At 48.1% G+C, this 15,656-nt stretch carries 13 protein-coding genes; 8 read left to right on the top strand and 5 right to left on the bottom strand.

Annotated features, from left to right (window positions below; translation table 11 throughout):
• The first annotated feature begins 208 nt into the window (after positions 1–208).
• The 3 genes from AC1S5B_RS23345 (at position 209) to mazG (ending at position 2,814) form a co-directional block, all read left to right on the top strand.
• On the top strand, positions 209–1,033 hold the full coding sequence (locus tag AC1S5B_RS23345) for a tetratricopeptide repeat protein (protein ID WP_482038063.1): 825 nt from the start codon (positions 209–211) through the stop codon (positions 1,031–1,033).
• 121 nt (positions 1,034–1,154) lie between these two features.
• Positions 1,155–1,973 (top strand): tetratricopeptide repeat protein, encoded by an 819-nt coding sequence (locus AC1S5B_RS23340; protein ID WP_482038062.1) that lies wholly within the window; start codon positions 1,155–1,157, stop codon positions 1,971–1,973.
• 1 nt (position 1,974) lies between these two features.
• Positions 1,975–2,814: a nucleoside triphosphate pyrophosphohydrolase gene (mazG, locus tag AC1S5B_RS23335; RefSeq protein WP_482038061.1), complete on the top strand. Its 840-nt coding sequence runs from the start codon at positions 1,975–1,977 to the stop codon at positions 2,812–2,814.
• A gap of 116 nt (positions 2,815–2,930) precedes the next feature.
• On the opposite strand, the gene AC1S5B_RS23330 is transcribed toward mazG, so the two are convergent.
• The gene (locus tag AC1S5B_RS23330) at positions 2,931–3,674 is read right to left on the bottom strand and encodes a DUF561 domain-containing protein (protein ID WP_482038060.1); all 744 of its coding nucleotides are present in this window, start codon (positions 3,672–3,674) and stop codon (positions 2,931–2,933) included.
• Between the two features lie 405 nt (positions 3,675–4,079).
• Between AC1S5B_RS23330 and AC1S5B_RS23325 the strand changes: the two genes are divergently transcribed.
• The 5 genes from AC1S5B_RS23325 to AC1S5B_RS23305 all read left to right on the top strand — a co-directional run bounded on the left by AC1S5B_RS23325 (position 4,080) and on the right by AC1S5B_RS23305 (position 11,827).
• Positions 4,080–7,106 (top strand): response regulator, encoded by a 3,027-nt coding sequence (locus AC1S5B_RS23325; protein WP_482038059.1) that lies wholly within the window; start codon positions 4,080–4,082, stop codon positions 7,104–7,106.
• A 7-nt stretch (positions 7,107–7,113) separates the two neighbouring features.
• Positions 7,114–8,922: a putative bifunctional diguanylate cyclase/phosphodiesterase gene (locus AC1S5B_RS23320; protein ID WP_482038058.1), complete on the top strand. Its 1,809-nt coding sequence runs from the start codon at positions 7,114–7,116 to the stop codon at positions 8,920–8,922.
• Between the two features lie 129 nt (positions 8,923–9,051).
• Positions 9,052–9,558, top strand: coding sequence for a hypothetical protein (locus AC1S5B_RS23315; protein WP_482038057.1), 507 nt, complete (start codon positions 9,052–9,054; stop codon positions 9,556–9,558).
• Positions 9,559–9,654: 96 nt separating this feature from the next.
• Complete coding sequence (locus AC1S5B_RS23310) at positions 9,655–9,810, top strand: hypothetical protein (protein WP_482038056.1); 156 nt, start codon at positions 9,655–9,657, stop codon at positions 9,808–9,810.
• Positions 9,811–9,901: 91 nt separating this feature from the next.
• Complete coding sequence (locus tag AC1S5B_RS23305) at positions 9,902–11,827, top strand: GTPase family protein (RefSeq protein WP_482038055.1); 1,926 nt, start codon at positions 9,902–9,904, stop codon at positions 11,825–11,827.
• Between the two features lie 76 nt (positions 11,828–11,903).
• Here AC1S5B_RS23305 and AC1S5B_RS23300 read toward each other — a convergent pair whose 3' ends face one another.
• The 4 genes from AC1S5B_RS23300 to rpe all read right to left on the bottom strand — a co-directional run bounded on the left by AC1S5B_RS23300 (position 11,904) and on the right by rpe (position 15,640).
• Positions 11,904–13,649 carry a hybrid sensor histidine kinase/response regulator gene (locus tag AC1S5B_RS23300; protein ID WP_482038054.1) on the bottom strand — a complete coding sequence of 582 codons (1,746 nt, stop codon included), beginning with the start codon at positions 13,647–13,649 and terminating at the stop codon, positions 11,904–11,906.
• A 111-nt stretch (positions 13,650–13,760) separates the two neighbouring features.
• Positions 13,761–14,216: an NUDIX hydrolase gene (locus tag AC1S5B_RS23295; protein ID WP_482038053.1), complete on the bottom strand. Its 456-nt coding sequence runs from the start codon at positions 14,214–14,216 to the stop codon at positions 13,761–13,763.
• 167 nt (positions 14,217–14,383) lie between these two features.
• Positions 14,384–14,842: a thioredoxin-dependent thiol peroxidase gene (gene bcp / locus AC1S5B_RS23290; RefSeq protein ID WP_482038052.1), complete on the bottom strand. Its 459-nt coding sequence runs from the start codon at positions 14,840–14,842 to the stop codon at positions 14,384–14,386.
• 102 nt (positions 14,843–14,944) lie between these two features.
• Complete coding sequence (gene rpe, locus AC1S5B_RS23285; protein ID WP_482038051.1) at positions 14,945–15,640, bottom strand: ribulose-phosphate 3-epimerase; 696 nt, start codon at positions 15,638–15,640, stop codon at positions 14,945–14,947.
• Positions 15,641–15,656 lie beyond the last annotated feature (16 nt).

The following is a 15,656-nucleotide window of genomic DNA, read 5'->3' as shown; positions in this document are numbered from 1 at the left end:
TAGAGCGCCAGAAATGTCTAAAAGCCTTGTTAGCTGAACTTAGTTGAAGCTGCACCAGCTAGAACTTCATAGTTAGATATACAGAAGTTTACTGAGTAAATCCTAGAGGGGCATCCAGTCTTCTGTATATTTGCTGTTTATCTGGTCGGCGGGTTAGGGCACTTTAGAGATACCACATTGATTACTCTTCACATTGACGGCAAAGACCATGACAGACGTTCAAGAAATAGAAGTCATTTTCTTTTTTCAGAAAGGACTGCATCTAAATAAACAGAATGATTATAGTTCTGCGATCGCTAGCTATGATGCAGTTCTAATGCGACAGCCTGATTATTCCGATGCTTGGTATAACCGGGGAAATGCTCTTTACCGTTTAGGGCAATATCACGCTGCCATTACTAGCTATGACCGGGCACTCGAATATGAACCTGGGTTTTCGGAAGCCTGGAATAATCGCGGGAGTGCCTTGGATGATTTGCACCAATATGAAGCGGCGATCGCTAGCTACGATCAAGCCCTAAAGTATCGCCCCAATTACTGCTGGGCTTGGTATAACCGGGGAATTGCCCTACGCAACTTAGAACGCTACGACGAAGCCATTAACAGCTACGATCGCGCCATTGAATTTAAGCCTGACTACTACTGGGCATGGTACAATCGGGCGCTTGCGCTGAAGCAACTGGGTAATCTAAAAAGTGTTGTTGCATCCTATAACAAAGCGGTAGAGTTTAAGCCTGATTTTGAGGAAGCTTGGACAAATCGTGGTAACGCCCTCTATCATCTTGGTTATCTAGAAGCTGCGATCGCCAGCTACAATAAAGCCCTGGCTTTAAAGCCCAACAGCCCCAATACGTTTTATAATCAGGCGTGTTGCTATGCGCTTCAAGAAGAGTATGATTTGGCACTTGCTAGTTTGCAACGCGCTGTAGAACTCAGTCCTCAAGAATATCGAGAAATTGCTAAAACCAACTCAGACTTTGATGGGCTACGAGCCGATGAGCGGTTTGCAACCTTAATCTTGCAAGCGAATTAATCAGTGATTTTAAGAAATAGATTCTAGAATTTGGGGCATTCTATTGGCGTAAATCCTAATCAATCTCTACAAGTCAGCGCTGTGGATACATCGAGTTGAGTGTGAATATCTGAAAGTTCCTATGAATCACAGCGAAGACTCCCAAATTTTGTATAGCCATGGGCATGTTCTCCGCGAACTAGGACACCATGCCAGCGCAGTAGACAAGTATGATGCGATTTTGACTGCTCAACCGCGCGACCATCGAGCATGGAATTGTCGGGGCTATGCCTTGGAAAGTGCAGGACAGTATGAAGACGCACTGGTGAGCTTTGATCGGGCGATCGCGCTCCAGCCCAAGTATGCGCTCGCTTGGCAGGGAAGAGGCATTGTCTTAGCAAAACTGGCTCAGTATGAAGATGCCATCATCAGTTTCAATCGGGCATTAAAGTTTCAGCCCGAAGACTATCGGGCATGGCAAAACCACGGTAAAGCCTTGATGGGGTTGTGTCGCTATAAGGACGCGATCGCGAGCTTTGATCAAGTGCTGACCTTCAAATCCGACAGCTACAAGGCTTGGTATAACAAAGCAGTCGCCTTAAGCTGCCTGAACCGCTACACGGAAGCGCTGACCAGCCTGAACAATGCGCTGATCATTAAGCCTAGCTGCCACTATGCCTGGAACTATCGTGGACTGGTGCTTTCTAAACTAGAACAGTTTCAAGACTCTCTCGCTAGTTTTGATAAGTCCTTGCGGGTGAAGCCAAATAATGCGAATGCCTGGTATGGCAAAGCCTGCTGCTATGCCCTGCAAAACAACGCAGATCGGGCGATCGAACACTTAAAGCAAGCGATCAGCTATAGCCCCTATCTTTGTCAACTGATGGCAAAAACTGATCCTAACTTCAATCGCATCCGCAGTGATCAACGGTTTCAAGCACTATTGCGGGATAAAACTTAACATGGGCACTTTTGAGCCAACGCCTAAACAGACCGAAATTTTGAGCGCTGTACAGCAGTTAGTCGAAGTGGTTGCTCAGTTGAGATCGCCGGATAGCGGCTGTCCGTGGGATCTTGCCCAAACTCCAGAAACCCTGATTCCCTACGTAATTGAGGAAGCCTACGAAACGGTAGATGCGATTCAGAGTGGAAACACGGCTGCAATTTGTGAAGAGTTGGGCGATTTACTATTGCAGGTAGTGTTGCAAGCTCAAGTTGCAAGTGACTTAGGACAATTCACCCTGCAAGATGTGGCTGAAGGAATCAGTCAAAAGTTGATTCGTCGCCATCCTCATGTATTTGGGGATGTGCAAGTGCAAACGATTGACGAGCTACATCAAAACTGGGAACAAATTAAAGCGATTGAGAAAGGTGAAGATCCCAATGCAACGAAGCCCTTAAGTCAAAAATTGAGTCGCTATGCGCGATCGCTGCCGCCAATCATGGCAAGCTTAAAAATCTCTCAAAAAGCCGCTGAGGCTGGCTTTGAATGGGAAACCGTAGATGGGGTATGGGATAAATTTAACGAAGAACTGACGGAATTCAAAGACGCGATCGCCAGTGGAGACAAAGCCCATCAGGAATCTGAACTAGGCGATCTATTATTTACTGTTGTCAATCTGGCACGCTGGTATGATCTCGATCCCAGTGCCGCACTCCAAGGCACCAATCAACGCTTCATCCAACGGCTGCAACTCATGGAAACCGTCGCCGATCGCCCCCTAGAAAGCTATACTCTGGCAGAACTAGACACTCTGTGGCAACAGGCAAAAGCAACTTTAAAGCAGAGATCAGAGAAGTAGAGGTAAGAAGCGCGCGATCGCCATTCAACGACTGCAACTCACCTAGGATGATGGGCTAATCCTATATTTTTCTAGAGACGTAATATTGTGCTACATCACGTCTCTAGACAATTAACTTACACCCGATCGCGAACTTTTCTGGCGGCTAGCGCTTCCACCAAACTCCGAACCACGGCGATCATTTCAATTTCGCTGCTAAGTTTGTTGATCGCGGAGCCGATGCCTACACCCGAAGCACCCGCCGCGATCGCCATGGGCACCGTCACGCTGGACAACCCAGAGGCACACAGCACGGGCACATTTACCACACGCGAGATCTCATAGGCTGCTGCTAGGGTAGGAGCCGCTTTTTCAATCAAGCCTAAAGTTCCTGCATGAACCGGGGCGCTGCTCGTGCCGCCTTCAGTTTGAATAATATCTGCACCCGCCTTCACCAGTGCTTCTGCCAGTTGAACTTGCTGGTCTAGTTCCAAAATGTGGGGAACGGTCACCGAGAGCGTGACGGAGGGCAGCAAGCGGCGCGTTTCATGGGTGATTGCCAGCACTTCGGCGGCTTCAAACCGAATGCCTTGAGCATAAAAACTATCGAAGTTGCCAATTTCTACTAGGTCGGCTCCGGCTTGCATGGCGGCAACCAGTTTGGCAGACTCTACCGCAGAGACACACACAGGTAGACTCGTTAAGCGTTTCACCATCTGGATCAATTCTGGATCGGCGGCAATATCGACAAAGGTGGCTCCACCCTGATCGGCAGCATTGACCACGGCAGCCACGCGATCGCGATCAAAATTGTTTAGCCCACTAATTACCTTCAAAGTACATCTCTGCTCTAAAGCAGCATTCAACATTGCGATCGTCATAGTTAGTCTTTGTTAATTACGGTATGACCATTTTGCCACTGTAACTGGATGGGAAACCAGCAAAAATAAAACCTGTGGACTTCGCCATACGATCGAGTTCATGCGTTCCGGCTGCTTTGATGCATTTCTTTGTATTCAACACACTCCTTAAAACTTGAAACTCAAAACCTTTCTCTGCTTTCAACTCGCTAAAGCGTTACTCTATCGGAAGTGGTGCGTGGTTGTTCTTTTGGATTGAAGCTGTTTTTCTTTTGTGAGTCAATTACTCTTTTCTATATGGGCATTTTGAAGTGCAGGCGCTCATCAAACGTTTATGAACCGCTACGTTTTTTGGCAGGTTAGGACGATAGAACGAGTGATGATCTGGTGTAAATGCTGCCATGACGTTTTTTCACTACGAAATTTATGGGCGACTTGCTTTATCCGCTAGAAACCGTACCCTTTTTTCAGGGCGTTAATCTCGTTTCAATGGCGATCGCCTTTAGCATTGCGGTTCTATCTATTGTGGCGATCGCCCAGTTTTTGTTAGTGCGCCAGACCTATGAACGGGCATGGAAAAAAAGCGAAGAACAATTTTGCCGATTGGTACAGTCGATGCAAGTGGGAGTGCTGCTATTAAATGCAGATGCAGAGGTTTTGGTGTGCAACCCGATCGCCAGTGAACTGCTAGGAATTAGTGCGGAGGCAAAGCAATTTGAGCTTCCTACCGATCCAGACTGGCAATTGTTAGATGAAAATGGACACCCTTTATTCGCTGCCGGGTTTCCGATTCATCAGGCGATCGCTCAGTGCCAACCCATTCGCGATCGCGTATTAGGAGTCGTTTGCCCCAGTTTTTCTGGTTGCCGCTGGCTTCTAGTCAACGTGAACCTTCACCGGTCCGCCGATGGCACTATTGAGCGTGTCGTTTGCACTTTAAGCGACATCACTCACCAAAAACAAACAGAAGATGCCCTCCAGCGCAGCAACTCGCGCTATAAAAATCTGGCAGAAAACGTGCCCGGTATGATCTATCAGATTGTGCTGAAGCCGACGAAGGAAATGTCGTTTCTGTATGTCAGTCCGGGAAGCCGAGACCTGTTTGGCAGGGAGCCAGAAGTGTTGATCCAAGATATTAAAGTAGGCTGGAATTTAACTCACCCGGATGATATCGCGCCTTTAAATCGTTCCATCATGGCATCTGCCCATACTTTGCAGCCGTGGGATTTTGTCTGGCGGATTGTGGTTGACGGACAAATAAAGTGGCTACGTGGAAATTCTCGACCGGAGTTACAGCCCGATCGCAGCATTATTTGGGATGGGGTTGTCACGGATATTACTAAGGGCAAAGAAACAGAAGAGCGGCTACGAAAAAGTGCGGAACGGGAACGGACGATCTCCCGTGTGATTCAGCGAATGCGCCAAACCCTCAAGCTAGAACGAATTTTTGCCGCCACTACTGAAGAACTGCGGCAAGCTTTACAGTGCGATCGCGTGGTCATTTTTCGCACTGCCCCACCTAACCAGGAACATATTGTTGCAGAATCGGTGGCAGAGGGATGGATTCCACTCGTCTCAAATCCTCTGCTAGAGGCTGAAAAAGGCTCTATTGCTTACTTGCAAGCGGCAAACGACAGCATGGATACTCTAGGAGTAGTCTACTATTCTATCGCTGATATTTATCAGGCTGGGCTGCGATCGCAAGATATTGAGCGGCTAGAACAATTTCAGGCGAAAGCCTATCTCAGCGTGCCAATCTTCTCTGGCAATCAACTATGGGGTTCACTGATTGCCTACCAAAACTCTGCCCCACGCAAATGGGAGTCTACCGAAACTAAAATCGTCTTACAAATAGGGTCTCAATTGGGCGTTGCCGTGCAGCAAGCAGAACTCTTTGCCCAAACTCAGCGCCAAGCGACCGAATTGCAAAGCGCGAAAGAAGCCGCCGATGCCGCAAACCAGGCAAAAAGTGAATTTTTAGCCAACATGAGCCATGAACTCCGCACGCCACTCAATGCGATTTTGGGCTTTACTCAATTGATGAGCCGAGATGCTTCTTTGTTGAAGGAACATCACGAATATGTCGAAATCATCAGCCGCAGCGGTGAGCATTTACTGGCGCTAATCAATAATGTGTTGGAAATGTCCAAAATTGAAGCTGGACGGATCGCGCTCAGCGAAGCGAACTTTGATCTCTATCGTCTTCTCGATAATTTAGCCGCGCTGTTTCAACTGGAATGTCAATCTAAAGGGCTGCAACTAGTGTGCGATCGCGATAGTGCCGTGCCTCGTTACATTCGCACCGATGAAAACAAGCTCAATCAAGTCCTGATCAATCTGGTGAGTAATGCAATTAAATTCACTCCAACAGGCTATGTCTGGGTGCGAGTAAGCCTAGGAAAGGGGGAGTGGAGAATTACGAATGGCGACTGTTCAGCAGATCTGACTGCCAACCTAGCACCGCCACCCCCGCCCGATCCCCGCCCTGCTTTCCATTCTCTAATCTTTACCGTGCGTGATACCGGTCTTGGGATGACATCGACAGAAATTAGTCGTTTATTTCAACCCTTTGGGCAAACTGAGACAGGAACAAAATTCTCGGAGGGTACAGGGTTGGGGTTAGCCATTAGCCAAAAGTTTGTGCAGTTGATGGGTGGGGCTATCACGGTAGACAGTCAACCGGGTCAAGGCGCTGAGTTTGCGTTTGAGATTCCGGTCACCTCAATTACCGCCGACCAAGTAAAAGAAAAAGACATTCAGGATAAGCAGGTTGTGGGGTTAGCGCCCGGTCAGCCCAATTATCGAGTGCTGATCGTGGATGATGACCCAACCAATCGATTGATTTTGGTGCGCTTTCTCAAAGGCATTGGGTTTGATATACAAGAAGCAAAAAATGGACAAGATGCGATCGCGATCTGGCAACATTGGCACCCCCACATCATTTGGATGGATATGCAAATGCCGGTAATGAACGGGCTTGAAGCCACTAAACACATAAAATCAGATCCAATGGGACAAGGCACCGTCATTCTTGCCGTCACCGCCAGCGTGTTTGAAGAGCAACGCCAAAAAATTCTCGAAAGCGGCTGCAATGATTTCGTCCGCAAGCCCTTTCAACGAGGCGAAGTGCTTGCCAAGATGGCAGAGTATCTAGGAGTGAAATACTGCTATGAACCGAGTCAACCGCCGCCTGAGCCACCCACTCTCCCATCGCCCTCATCCAGTTTCACTTTAGATGCCCAGTCTTTAGCCATCATGCCTAAAGACTGGCTCGAAAAGCTCTACTCCTCATCCGCCCAAGGGAGTGATACTCTTGTACTGCAATTGATTGAGGAGATCCCCCCCGATCAAACTGAATTCATCCACGCATTAACCAACCTGGTCAATCACTTCCGGTTTGATCAGATTATGAATCTCACTCAACTCGCGCAGAATTTGGGACTTAACCCGTAAAAATCACATGAGTCACAACCACTTCGATACTCAACCCTTTGATACCCAACCCTTTGATATTCTCGTGGTGGACGATACTGCCGAGAATGTGCGCCTGCTCTCAACCATGCTGACCCGTGAAGGCTATCAGGTTCGCAAAGCGATCAATGGTCAGCTAGCGCTGACGGCGGTTCAGGCACGAGTACCCGATTTGATTTTGCTGGATATCATGATGCCTGATATCGATGGCTATGCGGTATGCGCTCACTTAAAAGAAATGCCTCATACAGCGGAAATTCCAGTCATTTTTTTAAGTGCTTTGGACGATGCCTTTGACAAAGTGAAGGCGTTTAAAGTGGGCGGGGCAGATTATATGACCAAGCCATTTCACTTTGAGGAAGTGCTGGTACGGGTGCAGCATCAATTGGCGCTCCGAGCCGCAGAACAGAAAATCCATCTGCTGAATGCTTACTTAGAAGAACGGGTGATTGAGCGAACACAGCAGCTTGAAACTGCCAATGCGCGGATGCTTGAGATGGCGCTGTGTGATTCGCTTACCCAACTGGCAAATCGTGCTGCCTTTATCGATCGCCTAGCTCAAGCCCTCAGCCAATTGCAAACCCATACCGATTTGCCCTTTGCGGTATTGTTTTTAGATTGCGATCGCTTCAAAATTGTCAACGAGTCCTTAGGGCATTGTGTGGGCGATCAGTTAATTGTGGCGATCGCTCAACGGCTCAAACAGCATCTCAAACAAACTGACACCTTAGCCCGACTTGGCGGCGATGAATTTGCCATTCTGCTCACCCACGTGATTGATCCAGACAGCACCATCCAATTTGCCGATCAAATCCTAGCGGCGTTTGCTGAACCGTTCACTCTAGAAGATCATCAAGTCTTCATCAACATCAGCATTGGGATCGCCTTTGGCAAAATCGACTACGACAAACCCGAACACTTGCTGCGCGATGCTGACACTGCCATGTATCATGCCAAAGCGGCTGGCAAAGCTCAATATCGCATCTTTGAAACCACCATGCACCGGATAGCGCTGCAACTGCTGCAAACAGAAAGCGATCTGCGTCGGGCAATTAGCCAACAAGAGTTTTCCCTCAACTACCAGCCCATTGTGGCACTCGATTCTGGCAAAATTGCCGGGTTAGAAGCACTCATCCGCTGGAACCATCCTGATCGCGGGTTTATTCCACCCTCTAGCTTTATTCCCGTTGCCGAAGAAACTGGATTAATTGGCGAAATTGGCACTTGGGTACTCAGAGAAGCCTGCTATCAGATCCGAAATTGGCAGAAACAAGGCGTGATCGACCCAGACTTTAGTGTGAGTGTGAACCTATCTGCCCGTCAGTTTGCCCAACTGAATTTGATGCAGCAGATTACGCACATTTTGGCAGAAACTGGGCTGTCTCCCCGTTGCCTCAAACTGGAAGTTACTGAAAGTGCCATTATGGACAATCCTAGATCCGCAGCCGATATTTTGGCTCAACTGCGGCAACAGCAGATTCAACTCAGTATGGATGACTTCGGCACGGGCTATTCTTCACTCAGCTATCTGCAATCTTTTCCAATGGACTATCTCAAAATCGATCGCTCCTTCGTCATGTCGTTAGATGGCACCGAAGAACAGCTAGGGCTAGTTCCAATCATTGTAAAAATTGCCCAAACTATGAATATGCAAGTAGTTGCAGAAGGCATTGAAACACCAGAACAGTTAGCTCAACTGCGATCGCTCAACTGCGATTTTGGGCAAGGCTACTTTTTCTCCAAACCCCTCACAGCCGAAAAAATAGTTGAACTAATCGCATCGCGATGTCAGTGGTGAAGGTCGGGGCGCAGGGGGCAGGGGGCAGCGTCTTTTCATCAACTGAAACCTGAAACCCGAAACCCGAAACCTTTCCTCTTCCCTGCCTGATACTCTAAAGATAGCGATTGGAATGGAATGGTTGAATTTATGAATTATCTTGTGGCTGTGCTGAGCGATCGCATTCAAGCGGAGGCGGCGTACTCTGCCTTAGAAGCAAAAGGGCTGCCGATGACGGGCATTACGATTTTAGGTCGGGGATATAAAAGTGCCGATGAGTATGGCTTGATTGATCCTAAAGAACAAGCTGCTCGTTCTGCAAAACTGATGTCCTTTTGGGTAATTCCCTTTGGGTTCGCCGCCGGATTCACTTTCAGCCTCATTACCAATCTAAACACCTTTCCTTGGGCAGGAGAAATCGGCAATCATGTGATTGGCGGCTTATTAGGCGCGGCATCCGGGGCAATGGGGAGCTTTGTTGTAGGCGGTGGCGCAGGGCTTGCTTTTGGCAGTGGTGATGCATTGCCCTATCGAAACCGCTTGAGTGCGGGTAAGTATTTAATAGTGGTCAAAGGGTCAGAAGTCTTGACACGCCAATCGACTGCAATTTTGCGACAGTTTGAACTAGAGAATATTCAGGGCTATGAGGAGATGTGATAGACATCACTATAAAAACGCCAAAATATCACTGGTAATCTATGAGACAAGAGCCACACTAAGCATAACGATGTTCCTAAAATCGGTCTTGTTGCTATGTCTGATTCACTTCTAAATCGCTATTCTGTAATCATTCATGCGATCGCCATCACATCTGCTTTAGCGATCGTCTCCGGCGCAATTCCATCTAACTTAAATTTCTCTAGCAACCTGCAAGCATTCCAGATCAATCTACACAGCAGTCAGCCCTAAACATCAAAAATAATTTCTTTCGGTTATTTTTCTCTCTTGCTACACCCAAACAATCCTAGACTGGGAAGCAGATGAGTCATAACAAAAACCAATGGTGCGGTTAAAGCTTTGGCAGTGGGCAGTTTTAGGGCTTCCGATCGCGGGAATCGTTAGCTTTTTGCTAATCGCCTCAGGCGTTCAGATTCATACTTGGGGGCTGAGTTGGGTTTGGGCACTATTCACCCTGCTGCTTGTGGGTTGGCGATTTTTGCTTGTGCAATGGATTCGCCCAGCGATAGATCCGCTAGAAGCCGTGATTTCAGAAGTGAAGGAAGAACTGCAAGCTGCGTCCGGTAACCCTTCCACCGAGTCTGGAGGCGTATCTGAAGGCGTAGGGCAACAGACAGAAGCCGCATTGCAGCAGATTTTGGAGTCTGTGCAGACCGATCCGCCGATATGGGAAGATTGGGCAACTTTTTGGCAGCGCTGCCAAGAACTGGTGACCGCGATCGCCCAAGTTTATCACCCTGAAGTCAAGCGACCGCTGCTCAATATCTATATTCCTCAAGCCTATACATTGATTCGGGGCACCGTGGACGACATGGATCAATGGATGAATAAACTCTCTCCTGCATTAAACCAGGTCACCGTTGGGCAAGCAGTGCAGGCGTATGAGGTCTACCGCAAGCTAGAACCGTCGGCGCGAAAACTATTACGCGTCTGGAACTGGGCACAATGGTTTTTAAATCCAGCGGTGGCAATTGCAAAACAAGTCACTCAACGCTCTGACAATCAGGCAAGTCAGCAGCTATTGATCAATCTAAGCCAGCTTTTGAAGCAAGCTGCACTACGCAATTTGAGCAATCAGGCGATCGCCCTTTATAGCGGCAAACTGCCCGATTTAGAGTCCGTTGCTCCCATAACGATTCCCGCTGTCAAAACGCAAACCCTGCAAGAGATTCTTGCCCAAGCGGAGCCTCTAGACCAAGTTGAGCAAAAGCCAGTCAATATTTTGCTCGTGGGAAGGACTGGAGCCGGTAAAAGCAGCTTAATCAACACGCTATTTGTGGAAACCAAAGCTGCTGTAGATCTATTACCCAGCACCGATGCCATTCAAGATTATCACTGGAAATCCACAACGGGCGATGCATTGACCCTGTGGGATACTCCCGGCTATGAGCAGGCAAATCGCGCTGACTTTCGAGATCTGGTCCTCGATCGCGCCACTCAAGCCGATGTGTTGCTGTTGGTCACGCCTGCCCTCGATCCCGCCTTGCAAATGGATGTAGATTTTCTGACAGATGTGAAAGCTATAATCCCCGACCTGCCCGCGATCGCCGCTGTTACCCAAGTAGACAAACTGCGTCCGATTCGCGAGTGGAACCCACCCTACGATTGGCAATCGGGCGTATCGCTTAAGGAAATGGCAATTCGGGAGGCAACCCAATATCGAGCCGAGCAACTAGACAAATTTTGTGATTGGGTGCTGCCTGTGGTGGCTGGAGATCCTGAAATTGGACGAGTTGCCTGGGGCTTGGAAGCCTTATCTTTGGGTTTAGTAGACGCGATCGCCCCTGCCAAACAACTTCGCCTTGCCCGCTTTCTTCGCAACTTGGAAGCCCGCACCAGCGCCGCCGCGAAAATCATCGATCGCTACACCTTTCAAATGGCAACCACTCAAGGATTAACCGCCCTGCTCAAAAGCCCCGTTCTTAGCTTTATCGCCACCCTCACCACTGGCAGTCCAAACCTCGCCTACCTTCTAGCGGAGCAAATCCCGGTTGAACAATTGCCCATCGTCATTGGCAAACTTCAAATGGCATACGATCTATTTTCCCTGCTGAGCGCCAATAACCCCAACGCCCGTAACTTCGACCTGCTAGCCCTCTGGTCAATTTTGCTAGACAACAACATCTCACCCGAACTCAACGCCTGGGCATTTGGTCATGCAATCACTGAATATTGGACACAATCACTCACCCCAGAACAGCTACAACAGCGGTTTCAGCACTATTTGCAGGAAGCAGGAAGCGGGTGACAGGTTTCGGGTTTCGGGTTTCAGACAGTGTTTGTTTGGGTGTAAAACCCCCTGCTCCCTGTTCTCTGACCCCGGCTCAAATCGGCAATTCCAACATAAAGGACGTTTGCTGATTGGCACTGGAAACTGAAAGCTTAGCCCCTAAATGCTCGGACATTTTTTTGGATAGCGCTAAGCCCAGCCCTGTGCCGCCGTGCTTCCAAGGGTCACTATTAGGGATGCGATAAAATTTATCAAACACGCGATCGCGCTCTTCTTGAGAAATTTCAACCCCGGTATTGGTCACACAAATTTGTAGGCTGATGAGATCAGGGTTAGCACGATCGTCTTTAGAATTCGGAATAACTTGAGGTGAGTTTTGACGGGTCTTTTCAGAAATTACTTGGGCTGAAAGGGTGATGCTTTCTTCTGCTGGAGTATATTTGCAGGCGTTGTTCAGCAGCTCAGTCAAAATTCGCTCTAGATAGTGCAGATCTGTTGACAGGACAGGAAGATGGCTCGGAATGTTTATGTGAAAGTGTTGATGTTGTGAGTGAATTCGAGCGAGGAAGGGTTCTGCTAGATGACTAATCCACGGGGCTAAATCAATTTTGATTAATGTCAGCGGTTCAACTCCAGCATCGAGGCGCGTCAAATCTAATAAATCATTAATCAAATGGATTTCGCGGTGGCATTCATCTTGCAAGATGCGAAAGTAGTTTGCCGCTTTGGTAGAGGTATCTTCAAGAATGCCAGTGGATTTAAGAATCACTTCTAACATCTGAGTTGCCAGTTTGATATTAGAAATCGGCGATCGCAACTCATGGGAAACCGTGCTGAGAAAATCATCTTTTAATAAATGCATCCGTTCTAACTCTTCTACCTGCTCTTGCACGGCTTGATAGAGTCGGGCTTGACGTAGAGCGATCGCACATTGATTGGCAACCTGCTGCACCAACCGAATTTCTAAAACACTAAACTCTTCTTCTCGCGGCTTAAATAACCAAAGATTGCCAAATACACCTTGATCATCGATTAAAGGACAGCTTAAAATCGCAAACTGACCTGAAATGTTGCGAGTCAGTGATACAGCCAATGGCAGTATACAAAATTGAATAGGATTTCCTTGCAAGATTTGTTGATAATGCCCAGGCAATCGATCAAGGCTGACGACTTCCCCTTGAGCCGATGCAATTCCGGCACAACAATATTCGTAGCGAATCGTTTCTGTATGGGCTTCATAGTCGAAAATGCCCACATCACAACAGAGAATTCGTAGCCCTATTGCCAGTTCTTGCACCGCCGCTTGCAAAATTTGCGCTTCATCAAAACTATCCCGCACGCGATCGGTAATCCCTTTCAGCAATGCCTCATACTCCAGCATGGTTTGAAGTTGGCTGGTGCGCTCTGCGACTCGGCTTTCTAAAACGGCGTTGTGTTCTTGAAGCTGTTTTTGGAGGGTGCGAATGGTGAGTTGATTTTTCACCCGTGCTAAAACTTCTTCGATCTGAAAGGGCTTGGTGATGTAATCGACTCCGCCCACTTCAAACGCTTTAACCTTGTCAAATACGTCACTGAGAGCGCTTAAAAAAATAATTGGAATATCACTAGTTTGGGCGGAAGCCTTGAGGCGCTGGCAGACTTCATACCCATCCATCCCCTCCATGCGAATGTCTAGCAAAATCAGATCGGGAGGAGCAGAACTTGCTGCCGCGATCGCCAATCGTCCGTTTAGCACTTTTCTGACTTCATATCCGTGTTGACCCAGCATTACAGACAAGACCCGCAGGTTGTCGGGTACATCATCGACGATTAGAATGTCTGCTTTTGGCGCAAGCTGCATGGTTTAGAGGTTGTGGAGTAGGAGCATCCACTTTGATGGTAGTCTTCAAACATTATTTTGGAAACTGCCATGGAGGTATCAATATAGTCCCTAAGCCCGTTGAATAAATCACTATGCCAAGGTTGTATGACCGTTGAAGTAATCTTGCAGTTGGCGATCGTGGTCGTGAGACAGAGTGCCAATGGGTACTGCATCCGGTGCGAAAGCTTTGATGTCTAAAACTTCGTTTGGATCTTGAACTTGCATTGCTCCTGTAGCATCCACTTCTACGACAACGCAAATTGAATGCACCCGTCCATCCCGTTCTGGGGATGAATAAATTCCCACCAAGCGGCGCACCTTGGCAAGGTTAAGTCCGGTTTCTTCCTCTAGCTCGCGCTGCACGGTGGTTTCAATATCTTCGCCCCAATTAACCATGCCGCCAGGAAGTGCCCATTTCCCGTTGTCTCGCCGTTTTATCAACACAATCTGACCATCGGGCAATAGAGGAATGATGCTGGTGCCTGTAACAGGATGGCGGAAAATAATGCCCAATACTGTCTGTGCAAAATGCCATAACTGACCCATACGCTAAAGTAACTGCTACCGCAGAATAGTGAGAGAACAATGGACGGAATAGCACTGCGATCTCGGCAGAGGGCAATCACTCAATCCCGCTTTGATTGACTGATGACAGAAAACAATAGATGCTTGCGATCACGGTGTTATCTGCCATTCTAAGGGGGGTTACTGCTTCAGCCAATATCTGCGAGAACCTGTTCGATGTGAGTTGCAGGTTTTACTTTTTTATAAATCTTTGCGATCGTTCCATCTGGGTTAATCACATAGGTATTGCGCGTGATACCTAGATATTCTTTGCCCATGAATTTCTTTAAGCCATAGCTCTCATAGGCGGTGGCAACGGTTCCCGCTTCATCGATCAACAAGGGGAAGGGCAGATTGAATTTGGTAGTGAATTTGTCGTGGGATTTGGCATCGTCGGTGTTGACTCCTAACACGACAATATCCCAATTCTGAAATTCGGCATAGGAGTCGCGAAAGTCGCAGGCTTGCTTGGTGCAGCCTGGAGTGTTGTCGCGGGGATAAAAGTACAACACAACCAACTTACCTTGCAAATCAGCCAGACTAATAATATTGCCTTGGGCATCCGGCAGGCTGAAATCAGGAGCGCGATCGCCAACAGTTAGAACCATAAGAGTGAAAGATTTAGAAGGATTAATCCAACGGGACTGGCAAATGAAGAAGCAGATAGTCTGTGACAGGCTATCTGCTTCTTTACGAAATCCCTCTAATAACTACACAGCCGCTAGTTCAGGGCGCTTGCTATGACGGATGCTTTCGATCGCCGCTGCATAATCTGGCGCATTGAACACCGCCGACCCTGCCACGATCGCGTTTGCCCCCGCTTCAATCACTTGCCAAGCATTGTTCCCTTTCAAGCCGCCATCCACTTCAATCCAAGGGTCAAGACCCCGCTCATCGCACAGTTGACGCAGTTTGCGAATTTTGGTTAGCGTTGAAGGAATAAAGCTCTGTCCGCCAAATCCAGGGTTGACGCTCATTAGCAAAATGATGTCGCAGAGATCTAATACCGGCTCTAGTAGCTCTAACGGGCTACCTGGGTTGAGAACCGCTCCCGCCTTTTTGCCCAATTCCTTAATCTGCCCTAATGCCCGATGGATATGAATCGTAGAACTCGATTCTGCATGGACTGAGATGTGATCGGCTCCGGCTTTGGCAAAATCTGCGACATAGCGCTCTGGTTCCACAATCATCAAATGCACATCCAACGGTTTTTGGGTGGTTGGGCGAATCGCCTCCACAATTAAGGGACCAATGGTGATGTTTGGGACAAAGCGACCATCCATTACATCCACATGAATCCAATCTGCGCCAGCCGCATCCACGGCACGAATTTCATCTCCTAATCGACTAAAATCTGCCGATAGAATGGAAGGGGCGATCGCGATCGCTTTCTGGGATGGGGTCATGGTGTTCTCTATCTCC

The sequence above is a fragment of the Leptolyngbya sp. CALU 1928 genome, from assembly GCF_056784215.1.
Note: the sequence above shows the minus strand (reverse complement) of the source record. Positions and strands in the feature narration are given on the sequence as shown.